The 13,897-nt window shown below is 65.8% G+C and carries 14 protein-coding genes and 1 pseudogene; 9 read left to right on the top strand and 6 right to left on the bottom strand.

Annotation, left to right across the window (positions count from 1 at the left end; all coding sequences use genetic code 11):
- Positions 1 to 257, top strand: a pseudogene (locus JWS14_RS48960) (hypothetical protein); the annotation flags it as partial.
- A gap of 74 nt (positions 258 to 331) precedes the next feature.
- Here JWS14_RS48960 and JWS14_RS48955 read toward each other — a convergent pair.
- Together JWS14_RS48955 and JWS14_RS51645 are read right to left on the bottom strand one after the other, a co-directional pair.
- Complete coding sequence (locus JWS14_RS48955) at positions 332 to 505, bottom strand: hypothetical protein (RefSeq protein ID WP_181450632.1); 174 nt, start codon at positions 503 to 505, stop codon at positions 332 to 334.
- 358 nt (positions 506 to 863) lie between these two features.
- Entirely contained in the window at positions 864 to 1,106 is a 243-nt protein-coding gene (locus JWS14_RS51645) for a hypothetical protein (protein ID WP_338051854.1), read from the bottom strand.
- Positions 1,107 to 1,331: 225 nt separating this feature from the next.
- Between JWS14_RS51645 and JWS14_RS48945 the strand changes: the two genes are divergently transcribed.
- Positions 1,332 to 2,426: a substrate-binding domain-containing protein gene (locus JWS14_RS48945; protein ID WP_206017308.1), complete on the top strand. Its 1,095-nt coding sequence runs from the start codon at positions 1,332 to 1,334 to the stop codon at positions 2,424 to 2,426.
- Positions 2,427 to 2,837: 411 nt separating this feature from the next.
- Positions 2,838 to 3,875, top strand: coding sequence for an aliphatic amidase (locus JWS14_RS48940; RefSeq protein ID WP_141476360.1), 1,038 nt, complete (start codon positions 2,838 to 2,840; stop codon positions 3,873 to 3,875).
- 131 nt (positions 3,876 to 4,006) lie between these two features.
- On the opposite strand, the gene JWS14_RS48935 is transcribed toward JWS14_RS48940, so the two are convergent.
- Positions 4,007 to 4,609, bottom strand: a complete 603-nt coding sequence (locus JWS14_RS48935; protein WP_206017307.1) for a TetR/AcrR family transcriptional regulator — start codon at positions 4,607 to 4,609, stop codon at positions 4,007 to 4,009.
- A 138-nt stretch (positions 4,610 to 4,747) separates the two neighbouring features.
- Here JWS14_RS48935 and JWS14_RS48930 point away from each other — a divergent pair, with 138 nt between their 5' ends.
- Entirely contained in the window at positions 4,748 to 6,220 is a 1,473-nt protein-coding gene (locus JWS14_RS48930; protein WP_206017306.1) for an amidase, read from the top strand.
- A 185-nt stretch (positions 6,221 to 6,405) separates the two neighbouring features.
- Positions 6,406 to 6,696, top strand: coding sequence for an ArsR/SmtB family transcription factor (locus JWS14_RS48925; protein WP_206017305.1), 291 nt, complete (start codon positions 6,406 to 6,408; stop codon positions 6,694 to 6,696).
- Between the two features lie 327 nt (positions 6,697 to 7,023).
- On the opposite strand, the gene JWS14_RS48920 is transcribed toward JWS14_RS48925, so the two are convergent.
- The 3 genes from JWS14_RS48920 to JWS14_RS48910 all read right to left on the bottom strand — a co-directional run bounded on the left by JWS14_RS48920 (position 7,024) and on the right by JWS14_RS48910 (position 10,168).
- Entirely contained in the window at positions 7,024 to 7,803 is a 780-nt protein-coding gene (locus JWS14_RS48920) for an alpha/beta fold hydrolase (protein WP_241031942.1), read from the bottom strand.
- Positions 7,804 to 8,425: 622 nt separating this feature from the next.
- Positions 8,426 to 9,463, bottom strand: a complete 1,038-nt coding sequence (locus JWS14_RS48915) for an aliphatic amidase (protein WP_141474551.1) — start codon at positions 9,461 to 9,463, stop codon at positions 8,426 to 8,428.
- 72 nt (positions 9,464 to 9,535) lie between these two features.
- Positions 9,536 to 10,168: an AmiS/UreI family transporter gene (locus JWS14_RS48910; RefSeq protein ID WP_141474552.1), complete on the bottom strand. Its 633-nt coding sequence runs from the start codon at positions 10,166 to 10,168 to the stop codon at positions 9,536 to 9,538.
- Positions 10,169 to 10,374: 206 nt separating this feature from the next.
- Between JWS14_RS48910 and JWS14_RS48905 the strand changes: the two genes are divergently transcribed.
- From JWS14_RS48905 to JWS14_RS48890, 4 genes are all read left to right on the top strand, one after another.
- Positions 10,375 to 10,569, top strand: coding sequence for a hypothetical protein (locus tag JWS14_RS48905; protein ID WP_206017304.1), 195 nt, complete (start codon positions 10,375 to 10,377; stop codon positions 10,567 to 10,569).
- Between the two features lie 175 nt (positions 10,570 to 10,744).
- Positions 10,745 to 12,019 (top strand): crotonyl-CoA carboxylase/reductase, encoded by a 1,275-nt coding sequence (gene ccrA / locus JWS14_RS48900; RefSeq protein ID WP_420855188.1) that lies wholly within the window; start codon positions 10,745 to 10,747, stop codon positions 12,017 to 12,019.
- Positions 12,020 to 12,036: 17 nt separating this feature from the next.
- The gene (locus tag JWS14_RS48895; protein WP_206017302.1) at positions 12,037 to 13,020 is read left to right on the top strand and encodes an NADPH:quinone oxidoreductase family protein; all 984 of its coding nucleotides are present in this window, start codon (positions 12,037 to 12,039) and stop codon (positions 13,018 to 13,020) included.
- Positions 13,021 to 13,068: 48 nt separating this feature from the next.
- Positions 13,069 to 13,881 (top strand): enoyl-CoA hydratase, encoded by an 813-nt coding sequence (locus JWS14_RS48890; RefSeq protein ID WP_275957912.1) that lies wholly within the window; start codon positions 13,069 to 13,071, stop codon positions 13,879 to 13,881.
- The last annotated feature ends 16 nt before the right edge of the window (positions 13,882 to 13,897 follow it).

Genomic DNA, 13,897 nt, shown 5'->3' with positions numbered 1-13,897 from the left:
CCGACCCTCGAGAGGGCACAGATCCGCCCGAGGGGACGGAAAAACCGATATCGGGCACACCCTGCGTCGAACTCCTCCTCCGCCGCCCCGGTATCGAATGTTGTTACGGAACAATGAATCAACTCGATATCGCACCCTTGTCTTGGCTCACCGGGCACCGCCGGCTGACCATCCGCTATGAACGCCATACCGAACACTTCGCCGGCTTCCTCCACCTCGCCGCCGCCGTCACCTGCTTCAAGAAACTCCCCACATGAGACATGCTCTCAGCCTGAATCCGTGGAGTCGTCGTGGGAGCGGCGGCGTGCGAACAGCGAAAGCGCCTACCGTCCTAGAGCTGCTCGGATCGCCGACGAGCGAGCTCGACGCGCACCGCGGCGTAGATGAGGACGGGATGACCCGAATCCGCGGGTGTCCCACCCTCACGCTCGCACTCCTCCAGGAACTCCTCGAGCCGGTCCATCGTCCACTTCTCCAGTCCGGCGCCGCAGCGGTAGTCAGGCATGGCCTCCACTATCCACTCCGCTCCGAAATCCGTCGCACCGAGGAGCCTCCGGCAACTCGGGAACGCAGATACGCGGATACGCGAAGGCCGGTATAGCGTGCAGTGCCGGTATCGGCACCAACCCTTGCTATTCCCGATCGCCGACCGGATCGCCGCACCCGTACTCGCCGCTGCCGACAGGTCGATCACCTCCGCGCGCCCGTCCAGATCCATCCACACCGCCGTCATGTTGTTCCTGTGCTTGTTCACGTGGTTCGACGGGCTGTGGCCGGCGACACCCGTGCCGTCGCACTGGGGCCAGCCGCCGATCTCGCTATCGGTTCCGGACGCTGACCTTGGGTCACGCACGGAGGGCGGATCAGCGTCGAACGAGAGCAGCCTCCGGGAGGTGGTTCCCCTCGAGGAATATGCGTTCGTGCTCGCGTACGACGGAGGCAAGCCGGCGATGGAGAGCTCGTCCGCGGGTGCTCAGATAGACGCGAACCTTGCGTCTATCGACCGCATCGACCTCGCGATAGACGGCTGCAACGGACACCAGCCGGTCGACGATGCGGGTCAACGTCGCACCGTTCGCACCGGTCCGGACAATCAGGTCCGCCATCGTCAAACCACGCTCTCGAGCGAGGGCCTCGAGCACCAACCAGTGATCGATGGCAAGACCATCCGGTTTGAGTGCCGCTTCGATATCGGCAGCGAGGCGTCGAGACGCGCGGGTCAGCGACACCGCCAGGGACTCCGGCAGTTCGTCGTTCGGAATCTGTCTCTTCGCCATCTCAATCCTCCCCTATTGCCGAAACTGCATTCATGGCAAATACTTTTATTTGAGATGATATACGTACCCGGACGTACCCGGTCGCCGGACTGGACAATCGCGATGGTGGTACCCCTGCAGGGGCCCGCCGGCCTTTTCGGGCCCTCATGTGAGGCGATGAGCGAGCTGGTTGCCCGCGACCTGAACGACGCGGGCGGCATTCTGGGCCGCGAGGTCCGGATAGAAGTGGTCGACGGCGGTGGTGATCCCGCGCGAGTTGCGGCCGAAGTGGGTGCGCTGGTCGATCAGGGACGCATCGATGCCGTCACCGGCTGGCACATTTCCTCCGTACGCCACACTCTCGCGCCGGTGCTCGCGGGCCGCGTTCCCTACGTCTACCCGGCGTTGTACGAAGGCGGGGAACACCGACCTGGTGTCTACTGCAGCGGTGAAACGCCACGACTACAGATCGAACCCGCGTTGCGCTGGATGCGCGAACACATGGGAATGCGGCGGTGGTATGTCGTCGGCGACGACTACGTCTGGCCGCGACGCTCCTCGGCGGCCGTGCACGCGTTCGCCGACGAAATCGGACTGGACATCGTCGGTCAGTCCTTTGTCGGCCTCGGTGGCCGGAACATCGGGCGCGTCGTCCGACAAATCGCCCAGACCGAGTGCGATGGAGTGTTCATGCTCCTGGTCGGACAAGACGCTGTGGCCTTCAACCGTAGTTTCGCCCGCGCCGGCCTTCAGGACCGACTGATCAGGTTCACGCCCTTCATGGAAGAGAACATGATGATCGCGAGCGGAGCCGGCGCGTTGGTGGGAATGTTCGCGGCCGCGTCCTACTTTCGGTCGAGGGTGGATGCGAACTCGATGGCTCTGCTGGGCAGGTACGTCGACCTCCACGGACCGGACGGCCCACCGATCAGCGCTGTATCGGAGTCCTGTTATGAAGGCGGGCAGACCCTGGCGCACCTCATCGGTCGCGCCGGCAGCCCCTCGATCGCCGCCATCGACGCTGCGATCGACGGGACCGCGTACGAGGGCCCCCGCGGCACCGTCGAATTCAAAGGCCGCAGGGCGCACCAACCGGTACACCTCGCGGTCGCCAATGGGCTCGATTTCGACATCCTCACGACCTTGCAGCCTGCAAAGCGGCCTGGCTGACTCTCGCGCAGCGAAGGTCTCCACCGCAGGCCGGCGACAGTCGGCGGTCTCGACGACGACTCGCGCATCGGCGTGACCTACACACGTCTCTGACGACGACGCCGCTCTGCCCGACCACATCGTGCCAGTGGCATTGGACCGGCTCACATCGTCGTCACCGGCGGCCGCGCACTGCGAAACAGACGCCCTGGGGGAGAGACGTGCACTCCCCACCGAATGCGTTAACAACCCGAAGGACGCCAGTCGATTGACGCAGGTTCACACTCGGTATATTTTTATGTGAGAATGTTTCGGTTTTCCGCTCGCTCGGTCACGCTCCTGGCATCCTTGCCGATCGCGCGTGCCCGGAACATTCCCCCAACTCGCGGGACGACGATGTCCACACTCCCTCGATGACCAATCAGGAGAATCATGCGACACGGCGACATAACCTCCAACGACGACACTGTCGGTGTAGCAGTGATCAACTACAAGATGCCGCGGCTTCACAGCCGGGCCGAGGTGCTCGAGAACGCCGCCAAGATCGGCGAAATGGTCCGGGGCATCAAATCCGGCCTGCCCGGCCTGGACCTGTTGATCTTTCCGGAATACTCCACGCACGGAATCATGTACGACCAACAGGAGATGTTCGACACCGCTACAACGATTCCCGGTCCCGAAACGGCGATCTTCTCCGCCGCGTGCCGCGACGCGGGCACCTGGGGTGTCTTCAGCATCACCGGTGAGCAACACGAGGATCATCCGAACAAACCCCCGTACAACACCCTCGTGTTGATCAACGACCGCGGGGAGATCGTGCAGAAGTACCGAAAGATACTGCCGTGGACTCCCATCGAGGGGTGGTACCCGGGCGGGGAAACATACGTCGCCGACGGCCCGAAAGGCCTCAAGGTTTCGTTGATCGTGTGCGACGACGGCAACTACCCGGAAATCTGGCGCGACTGCGCCATGAAGGGCGCCGAGCTGATCGTGCGCTGCCAGGGCTATATGTATCCCGCCGCAGAGCAGACGGTCACGATGGCCAAAGCTATGGCTTGGGCCAATAATTCGTACGTTGCCGTGGCAAACGCCGCCGGTTTCGACGGTGTTTACACCTACTTCGGCCACTCGTCCATCATCGGGTTCGACGGCCGCACCCTCGGGGAAACCGGCACCGAGGAGTACGGAATGCAATACGCGCAATTATCGGTGTCCGCAATCAGAGACGCCCGACGGAACGATCAATCCAGCAATCACCTCTTCAAACTGCTTCATCGTGGGTATTCCGGCGTGCTCACTGCGGGCGAGGGCGATAGGGGAATCGCCGACTGTCCCTTCGATTTCTACAAACTATGGGTCACCGACGCCCAGAAGGCGCGCGAACAGGTCGAGGCCATCACCCGCGACACGATCGGCGTCGCCGACTGCCCCGTCGGCGAGATCCCCCACGCGAAGGTCCTCGGCGCGTAGCAATCCGAAGCAATGATGGGCGGCCACGAGCTTTCCGCACAGGAACTTCCCCCGGTGCGCGCCGCCGGGCGTTGACCGTGTCCCGGCCTGCCTGTGGCGTCAGAGCTGCGCGGCAGCGTCTGGGTTCGGCTTCAGGATCCGCGCCGGGCCACCACCGCCTCGACGATCGCGACGAGACGTTCGCCGACGCGGTCCACGCTTCCGTTCTGCGCACTCACCTGTGCCCCTTCCAGGGCGAAGGTGACCTCCGCCGCCGCGCCCTCGGGGTCGGTGAGGCCGGCCGCCGAGCACATAGCGGCGATGCGGCGGAACTGCCGCGCCTTGTGCGCTTCGATCACCTGGCGCGCCGGGTGCGAGCGGTCGGGTAGCTCGGCGATCGAGTTGATGAAGGGGCATCCGCGATGCGAGATCGCCGACAGTCCGTCGGCGATGAACGCCGCCACACCGAGAATCTGGGCCCGGGGGTCGTCCGGCCACCGCTGCTCGATCTTGTCGAACGCGGCGGCGTAGTCAGCCGCGACGATCGAAAGCCATTGCGCCACCAGTGCGTCCTTGGTACCGAAATGCCGGTACAGCGCGGCCTTGGTGGTCCCGGCCTTGTCCGCGACGGCCTGCACGCCGACCCCGCGGATTCCCTCGGAGTAGAACAGTTCCTCCGCCGCGTCGAGGATCCGCTCGCGCGGCGGCAGGGTGGCCACCCTGTCCGCGCGGCTGGGCCGCACTGTGTCCTCCATGCCCACTCCTCCTGTTCGAATCGCTCCCGGCAATTTCCGGTGATGCGCCGCCACCCACAATACGGTACCGTTCAGTGTCATGCGATACCGAGCGGTATTGCATGACACTGATCGGTTCCATTTGTTGGAGGAGTTCTCATGAAGTTGTCGGAGTACGTCAAGCACGACGCCGTCGGGCTGGCGGCGCTGGTCGCCCGCGGCGAGGTGACCCGCACCGAGCTGGAGACGGCCGCCCTGGAGGCGGTCGCCGCGGTCAACCCCCTGATCAACGCGGTCGTCGAGACCTGGCCCGCCGAGGGCGGGGAGGAGCCGGACTCGGGGGCGTCCTCCGACGGGGCGGTGCTGGCCGGGGTGCCCTTCCTGATCAAGGACCTGGGCGTCTCCATGGCCGGCAAGCGGGTCGAGCTGGGCAGCCGGCTGGCGGCCGGAAATATCGCGGCGGAGGACTCCTCGCTCATGCGGCGGTTCCGCCGGGCCGGGCTGGCGACGTTCGGCCGGACCTCGACCCCGGAGTTCGCCTACAGCACCACCACCGAGCCCGTCCTGTACGGGCCGACCCGCAACCCCTGGGATCCCGCCCGCACCCCGGGCGGCTCCAGCGGCGGCTCCGCGGCGGCAGTCGCCGCCGGCATCGTCCCGGTCGCGCACGCCACCGACGCCGCCGGCTCGATCCGCATCCCCGCCGCCAGCACCGGCCTGTTCGGCCTCAAGCCCACGCGCGGGCGAGTCTCCATGGGCCCCGACGTCGACGAGATCTTCAACGGCCTCGCGGTCCACGGCTCCGTCAGCCGCACCGTCCGCGACAGTGCAGCCCTGCTCGACCACATCCGCGGCCCCGAGACCGGCGACCCGTACTTCGCCACACAACCCGACCGCCCCTATTCCGAGGAGATCACCCGCCAGCCGGGCAACCTCCGCATCGGCGTCCTCACCCAGGGCGGCGGCCGGCGCCGCACCGACGGCCCGGTCGCCGACGCCGTGTCCCGGACCGCGGAACTCGTCGCCTCGCTCGGCCACCACGTCGAGGAGGCCACACTCGACCTCGGGGTGAGCTGGGAGGAGTTCGTCCTGGCCAACGCCCGGATCTGGACGTCCAACCTGGTCCCCTGGCTCGACGCCCTGGCGGCCGCGTTCGACCGCCCCATCGACCCCTCCACCGTCCAGACCGAGATGCTCGCCAGCTACGCCTTCGGCCGCCAGGTCACCGGCGCCGACTTCGTCAGCGCGCTCGGCGTGCGCAACACCGTTGCCCGCAGCATCGGCCGTTACTTCACCCAGTACGACCTGCTGCTCACCCCCACCCTCCCCGAACTGCCGCCGCTCCTGGGCGTCTACGCCGAGGGGGTCGAGAACCTCGACGGCCTCGGTTGGCTCGACCGCCTCTTCGACCGCTCCCCCTTCACCGCCGGCTTCAACGTCGCCGGCACCCCCGCGATGTCCGTACCGCTCTCCACCGACCCCGCCACCGGACTCCCCATCGGCCTGCAGTTCGCCGCAGGCTACGGCCGCGAGGACACCCTCTTCCGCCTCGCCGCCCAACTCGAACAGGCCGCACCCTGGGCCCACCGGACCCCCGCCATCTGGGCAGGCACCCACTCCGCAGGGGCCTGACAAGGCCGCGCGATATCCCTGGCGAGCCGTCGGCAGGGATATCGCAGAACCACGCGCCGAGGCCTGGCCTGCACAAGTGCCACCTGAGCTCACGCTCGGCTTGCGGCGCCGTCCGTGGCTGCGATACCTTGATGGTTGATCCGTCGTAGGACTATCGAACCATTGTGTGTGGAGGAGGCTCCGTCATGGCCCGTGACGCTCCGGTTCCATTGGACACCCAGGTGGAGTTGTTCAAGGCCATGGCCGACCCGGTCCGTCTGGATCTGCTCAAGCGCATTGCTTCGGTGCCCGAGATGGCCTGCACTGATCTGGTCGAGGAATCGCATGTTGCGAAATCGACCGTCTCGTACCATATGAAGGCTCTCCGTACCGCAGGCCTGATCGAAGTGCGCAAGGAGGGCAGGAACTTTCACTACACCTACCGTCCTGACGCAATGAAGATGCTGGCATCGACACTTGGGGAGATCGGACGATAAGGATCCGTTGGCCACCCGTCGGAGTGGTCGGCACGGACGCGTGACCTCAGTTCGCGCCGCTCCCCGGGGCACCAAGATCGGTCCCCGGCGACATCCACCGTGGCCCACGCCTGTCGGACATTTTGAGAACTGGTGCCGCATCCGGGCACCGCGATCGCCGCTCGAGGGGCGGCGCCGCATCGTTCAGTGCGGCTTAGGGTTCGGCTTCGCCGGCAAGGGCAGCGCCGAGTCGGTTTCTCGGCCACGCCGCCGTACCGCGTTGGGATTCGTCGAGCGACCACATCGGATGGCAGGACCTGCCCTGGTTCCGGTCGGTTCGGTGGCGAATCAGTGACCTCGGCGCTGCTCGCATCGATCGAGGTAATCGCCGAGTAGTTCTGCTGTTCTGGTGGGTTGTTCGTCGACGAAGAAATGTCCACCATCCACGGCGGCTGTTTCGAGCTCGGCGCATCGGCGCTGCCAGGTTGCCGTGATGTCGTATTTGCGGGCCATCAGTCCCCGCGTTCCCCACATGGCGAGGGTGGGGCAGGTGATCGTGCGGTGCAGATCGGCAGCATCGTGTTCGAAGTCGATCGTCAACGCTGCGCGGTAGTCCTCACAGGAGGCGCGGATCATCTCGGGGTTGTTCCAGCAGCGGCGGTATTCCGCGAGTTGCGCCGGGTCGAACTTGTCGATGGAGCCCGCTCCCCAGGTTGCCACGCTGTTGGTGAAGAAGAGGTCGGGATCGTGGCCGATCAGGGTTTCGGGCGTCGGGCTGGGCAGACTGAGGAAGAACCAGTGCCAGTATCCAGCCGCGGTCTGGTGGTCGATCGATGTGATCAACGTGTGGGTCGGGATGATGTCGAGTACAGCCAGTGATCGAATGACATCGGGATGGTCCAGCGCTGCTCGGTGTCCGGCCCGGCCCCCGCGATCATGGCCGACGAGGTGGAAGGTGGTGAATCCGAGGCCCCGCATCAGTTGGACCTGATCGGCGGCCAGGGCGCGAAACGAATACGTCGAGTGGTCGGGTTGGGAAGCGGGCTTGCTCGAGTCGCCGTACCCGCGGAGATCGCTGCAGACGACGGTGAACCGACGAGCGAGTATCGATGCGATCGGAGCCCACATTGCCGAGGTCTGCGGAAGCCGGGCAGGAGAAGTACCGGGGGTCCGTCACCGGCGACACGGCAGTGTATTTCGGCTCCGTCGACGGAGAGCGTGAGGTCCTGAAATTGCGCAAACAAGACCATTGATCCGATCGCCTCATCTCTGAGTAGGTACCGGCCGTCGCCGGCACTTGCATCGCGCGGGTACTGCAATCGCTCCCTGACCCGGCCGAGAGGATTGCCCGCGGTGAACGTCTAGGCCCGGACAGGGCCGACGCCTCGAGATTGCTGTTTCAGCCCCGGGAACGGCGCCCATTCGATGCGAGCAGAGCACGGAAACTGCAGTCGACGACTGCTCCTCGCCTTGGACGGTGCATCTTCGCCGGTGGGAACCCGCTCGACGCGGGATCCGGCCCGGCAAAGGGGGCCTGGAACCGGCGCTCGGGGACGGTTGTGGAGCTTGCGATCCTGGAATTTGGTGACCACCGCAAAGGGGAGGACTGGCCGCGTGCAGGCGAGTTCGAGAACGGCGAACCGCCGACGGGAGCGCCGGTAGTGACACCGGCGCTCCCGTTGACCTCAGACGGTGTGACACCGAGCGCGGTTACTCCGACGCGCCGGATCGGTGCCGTCGTCGTTCGCTATCAGGCTTCGTGGGACTTCTCGTGGGGGAGCTGTCCCACGGGGCAGTCGGCGACGCCGATCGTGCCACGCGTGATTTCTTCGACCTTCTCCCGCGCCTTCTCGGCGTCGGTGACCCACAACCGGTAGAAGTCGAAGGGGCATTCTGCGACGCCACGATCCCCGTCGCCGGCCGCATTGACACCGGAGTAGCCGCGGTGGAGCAGTTTGAACAAGTGGTTCGTCGACTGATCGCTTCGGCGAGCCTCGCGAATGGCCGACACCGACAGTTGCGCGAACTGCATGCCGTACTCCTCGGTCCCGGTTTCGCCGAGGGTCCGGCCATCGAAACCGATGATCGACGAGTGCCCGAAGTACGTGTAGATGCCATCGAAGCCCGCCGCGTTGGCTACCGCAACGTAGGAGTTGTTCGCCCATGCCATCGCCTTCGCCATGGTCACGGTCTGCTCGACGGCTGGGTACATGTAGCCCTGGCAACGCACGATCAGTTCCGCACCCTTCATCGCGCAGTCCCGCCAGATCTCGGGGTAGTTGCCGTCGTCGCAGATGATCAGCGAGACCTTCAGCCCCTTCGGTCCCTCGACAACGTAGGTTCCGTCGCCGGGATACCAGCCCTCGATCGGTGTCCACGGGAGGATCTTGCGGTACTTCTGGACGATTTCGCCCTGATCGTTGATCAGGATGAGGGTGTTGTACGGAGGCTTGTGGGGATGGTCTTCGTGTCGCTCGCCGGTGATGCTGAACACTCCCCAGGTTCCCGCGTCGCGGCAGGCCGCGGAGAAGATTTCGGTTTCCGGCCCGGGGACGGTTGTTGCCGTGTCGAACATTTCCTGCTCGTCGTACATGATTCCGTGGGTGGAATACTCCGGGAACACGATCAGATCGAGTCCGGGAAAGCCCGACTTGATGCCGCGCACCATCTCCGCGATCTTGTTCGCGTTGTCGAGAACCTCCGCACGGTTGTGCAACCGGGGCATCTTGTAGTTGATGACCGCGACGCCTACAGTGTCCGGGCTCGAGGTGATGTCTCCGTGGCGCATCTACTTACTCCTTTGTTGGGTTTCTCTGTGGCCCTGAACTATTGGTGTAATGACGAACGTTGAGCGAATCGTCTATTCCGCGTGCGCAAAATTGTTGCGTGTCGCAAGTGCCGGTTTGACGGAAGACCGTGCGCTCACCGCCGCTGCGATACCGACGAGACCGAGGACCGCAACAGCGGAAACCGCTGCGGTAGCCGGTGGCGGTTGGTATCCGGCCAGCAAGGCCAGCGCGGGGATCGTGCAGGTGGGCTGACTCAGGAGGATGGTGGTCCACCCGGTGAATTTCTGAATTCGCGTGCGACCGAGTGCAAAGAGCATGAAGAACAGCGCCCAGAGCAGCGCCCAGCTCAACCACAAGACACCGAAGAGGGAATCGTCGAGCAGTGTGAAAGATATCCAGGCGTAGACCGAGGCCACAACGGATACGAAGAGCGAGAACCACCCGATTCCGGTGGGGTCCAGGCCGCTCAGCCCGGCGATTCCCACGTAGAGGTAGGTGAATCCGAAGAGGTACAGGCCGGAGGCCTGCAGCAGGAGCCCCGGGTCATTGTCGGCCTGAATGATCAGCATGGTCGGGATCAGGCACTGCAAGGTGCCGACGAAGAGATTGAGAGGAGCAGCTGCACGCAGAGTGATCACCTCCAGGAGTACCAGCCCGTTCAGAAGTAGGACTGCCCCGACGTATAACAAACCGATAGTTGCCATCTCGTGCCACCTTCAGGGACTTTTCCCCATTTGAGTTTGTTTCAAATGAAAATATGTGACCCCTGCCACGCTGTCAAGGGGCTCCCGCCCCCGCCCTGCGTCACCACGGGGCGTGAGGGTCACAACGTTCGCAACGGCAACGTTTTCTTCGCGATTCGGTTCAGCCGTGGAGGTGGAGGTCGTTCGCGCAGTGGAGAATTCGACGCTTGCCTCGTGGGGTGTACGGTCGGCGCCGCGCCGGCCACTCGGCTCGGTCGGCGACGAATACGGGCGTCGGGTACCGCGGCTATCGCGGCGAGGCGCGCGCCCACCTCGCCGACGGGCAGTGGAGCAGCCACCTCGAACGCGGGGGCGCCGAGGGGGTAGCAGCGGCGGACGGGAGCCTCGGTGGCCGCAGGTAGCGAAACTCGGAGATCCATGTTCGCCCTAATTCTGCCTCGCAGCAATACTTTTGAGCCATCCCGGCCGCACACCAGCACCGCCCGGCAGGAAGGATTCCTTGCGGCATCAGCAACCCGTATGGTTCCATAGTTCAAATCCCTTCGAACTATTTCTTCAGGAGAGTTCTCCGTGACCCTGCTCGACGACCAGCGTCAACCCGTTTCCGATCCTCACGTCGACATCCCCGATGTCGGGCACCTGCCGCCCGTGGGCGTCGTGCCCCCGACGATGCACGCACAGGTCATCCGGCCCGGCCACTACGGCGATCCCGCGACCGCGTTCCGCCGGGAGGTCGTACCGACACCGCAGATCGGTCCCGGCGAGGTACTGATCGCCGTCATGGCGGCCGGGATCAACTACAACAACGTGTGGGCCGCGCGCGGTTACCCGGTGGATCAGGTCGCCACCCGCCAGAAGCGCGGCGAAACCGAGGACTTCCACATCGGCGGCTCGGACGCGTCCGGGATCGTGTACGCCACCGGCGAGGGTGTCGAGACCGTCAACGTCGGCGACGAGGTAATCGTCCACCCCGGCGTCTGGGACGAGCACGACCCGTGGATCACCGCCGGCCGCGACCAGATGATCGCCCCGAGCGCCCGGATCTGGGGATACGACACCAACTACGGGTCCTTCGGGCAGTTCGCGCGCGTGCAGGCACACCAGGTACTCCCGAAGGCCCCGCACCTGTCCTGGGCAGAAGCAGCCGCACCCACCCTGGTCGGCACCACCGCGTACCGGATGCTGCACGGCTGGCAGGGCAACACCGTCCAGGACGGTGACCTCGTTCTCGTCTGGGGCGGTTCGGGTGGTCTGGGGACCCAGGCCTGCCAGCTCGTCCGTGAGGCGGGCGGCCGGGCCGTCGCCGTCGTCTCCGACGACGAGCGCGGCGCGTACGCGATGAAGTACGGCGCCATCGGCTACATCAACCGCCGCGAATTCACGCACTGGGGCATCCCACCGCTGGTCGACGACAAGGACGGCCAGAAGGCGTGGACCGCCGGCGCCCGCGCGTTCGGGAAGAAGCTGTGGGAGATCGCCGGGGCGAAGGAAGACCCCGCGATCGTGTTCGAGCACCCCGGCGCGGCGACCATCCCCACCAGCATCTTCCTGTGCCGTCCCGGCGGCATGGTCACGATCTGCGCGGGCACCACCGGCTTCGACGCCATGGTCGACCTGCGCTACCACTGGACGCGGCAGAAGCGCCTGCAGGGCTCACACGGCACCAACGACGAGCAGGCCATCGCCTACAACCGGCTGGTCGTCGACGGGCGCATCGACCCCTGTGTCGGCCGCGTGCTGACGATGGACGACATCCCGCGCGCGCACGCCGAGATGGGGCGCGGCGAAGAGGTCTTCGGCAACACCGTCATCCTCATCGGCTCCAGCACGCCGGACCTCGGCAAGCACTGAGATCGGCGGTGCCAGCGATGCGCTCGTGGCATGTACAGCGGCACGGTGACCCGCGCACGGCTCTGCTGTTGCGGGACACCGAGCCGCCGCAACCCGCGCCCGGACAGATCCGGGTCCGGGTCGGTGCGACCTCGTGCAATTTCGCCGACGTGCTGCTGTGCCGCGGGAAGTATCAGGCCAAGCCCGATCTCCCGTTCACGCCGGGGCTCGAGACCTGCGGCGTCGTCGATTCGGTCGGCGACGCCGCCCAGGCGGATCTCCTCGGCGCCCGCGTCGTCGGGCAACCGGTGCTGCCCTACGGCGGATTCGCGGAGTTCGCGGTCATGGACAGCGCCGCAGCGCTCACGGTGCCGCCCGGCATCCCCGACGCGTCGGCGGCGACGTTGCACCTGACGTATCTCACCGCGTGGCTCGGCCTGCACCGGCGTGGCGCGATGGCGGCCGGGGACGTGGTCGTCATCACCGCCGCGGCCGGCGGTGTCGGCTTCGCCGCCGCGCAGGTGGCGATGGCCGCCGGCGCCACCGTCATCGGGATCGTCTCCGGTCCGGAGAAGAAGGCCCTGCTCGAGGCGCACGGTGTACCGGTGGTCATCGATCGGACCGACGGAGATGTCGTGGAACGGGTACGGGCTGAATCCCCCCGCGGGGGCGCCGACATCGTCTTCGAATCCGTCGGCGGCGACGCGTACCAGGAGGCGACGAAATACATCACCTTCGAAGGTCGCATCATCGTGATCGGCTTCGCCGGCGGCACGATCCCCCAGCCGCGGCTCACTCACGCGTTCATCAAGAACTACACGATCGCCGGGCTGCACTGGGGGTTGTACTGGAAGCACCGCCCCGACGTCCTACACGAGGCCCAATCCGACATTTTCGAACTCTTCCGACATCGGACCATTACGCCGCTGATCTCGCGCACCATTCCGATCGACGACGTCGCGGACGCGCTCCAAGACCTCGCTGACGGCCACACCCATGGCAAGTCAGTGATGATGCCGTAACCGCATTGCTCGAACGCCGTCTCGCCCCCTCACCAAGGAGGAATCCCCGTGCACCCCACCGCGGAACTGACCCGACCGAAATTCGCTGACTACCAACACTTGCGGGTCGAACCGCACGGCTCGGTAGTGCTGATCACCCTCGACCGACCGGCGGCGCTCAACGCGCTCTGCGACGCGCTGACCGTCGAGTTGACCCACGCGCTCGATGTCACCGAGGCCGACGACAGCATCGGCTCCGTGGTGCTGACCGGCAGTGCCAAGGCCTTCGCCGCGGGTGCGGACATCACGGAGATGCAACCGAAGTCGTTCACCGACGTCTACCTCGAGGACTTCATCACCGCGAGCTGGGAACGGGCCTCGACGACCCGCAAGCCGATCATCGCCGCCGTGGCCGGGTACGCACTCGGCGGCGGCGCCGAACTCGCGATGAGCTGCGACTTCATCATCGCCGCCGACACCGCGAAGTTCGGTCAGCCCGAGATCACCATCGGGATCCTGCCCGGCGCCGGCGGCACCCAGCGGTTGACCCGTTCGGTCGGCAAGTCCAAGGCGATGGACATGGTGCTGACCGGGCGGATGATCGACGCCGAGGAGGCGGAGCGGATCGGGCTGGTGGCCCGGGTGGTGCCGGCCGACCGGCTCATCTCGGAAGCGCTCGACGCCGCGAAGAAGATCGCCGGTTTCTCCCGCCCCTCGGTGCTGCTGGCGAAGGAGGCGGTCAACTCCGCGTTCGAGACCCCGCTGCGGGAAGGGCTGCGGTTCGAGCGGCGCCTGTTTCACGCCGCGTTCGCCACCGACGGCCAATCCGAGGGCATGACCGCATTCCTCGAGAAGCGCGACCCCGAGTTCAACAATCGCTGAAAGGCCTACGTGCGCA

Source organism: Rhodococcus koreensis (assembly GCF_017068375.1).
GTDB lineage: Bacteria > Actinomycetota > Actinomycetes > Mycobacteriales > Mycobacteriaceae > Rhodococcus_F > Rhodococcus_F koreensis.
Note: the sequence above shows the minus strand (reverse complement) of the source record. Positions and strands in the feature narration are given on the sequence as shown.

Coding starts and splice junctions, on each gene's coding strand:
- JWS14_RS51645 (WP_338051854.1), bottom strand. CDS start 1,106: ATGGCGGACCTGATTGTCCGGACCGGTGCGAACGGTGCGACGTTGACC.
- JWS14_RS48915 (WP_141474551.1), bottom strand. CDS start 9,463: ATGCGCCACGGAGACATCACCTCGAGCCCGGACACTGTAGGCGTCGCG.
- JWS14_RS48930 (WP_206017306.1), top strand. CDS start 4,748: ATGAAGTTGTCGGAGTACGTCAAGCACGACGCCGTCGGGCTGGCGGCG.
- JWS14_RS48940 (WP_141476360.1), top strand. CDS start 2,838: ATGCGACACGGCGACATAACCTCCAACGACGACACTGTCGGTGTAGCA.
- JWS14_RS48920 (WP_241031942.1), bottom strand. CDS start 7,803: ATGTGGGCTCCGATCGCATCGATACTCGCTCGTCGGTTCACCGTCGTC.
- JWS14_RS48910 (WP_141474552.1), bottom strand. CDS start 10,168: ATGGCAACTATCGGTTTGTTATACGTCGGGGCAGTCCTACTTCTGAAC.
- JWS14_RS48925 (WP_206017305.1), top strand. CDS start 6,406: ATGGCCCGTGACGCTCCGGTTCCATTGGACACCCAGGTGGAGTTGTTC.
- JWS14_RS48945 (WP_206017308.1), top strand. CDS start 1,332: ATGATATACGTACCCGGACGTACCCGGTCGCCGGACTGGACAATCGCG.
- JWS14_RS48955 (WP_181450632.1), bottom strand. CDS start 505: ATGCCTGACTACCGCTGCGGCGCCGGACTGGAGAAGTGGACGATGGAC.
- JWS14_RS48935 (WP_206017307.1), bottom strand. CDS start 4,609: ATGGAGGACACAGTGCGGCCCAGCCGCGCGGACAGGGTGGCCACCCTG.
- JWS14_RS48895 (WP_206017302.1), top strand. CDS start 12,037: ATGCGCTCGTGGCATGTACAGCGGCACGGTGACCCGCGCACGGCTCTG.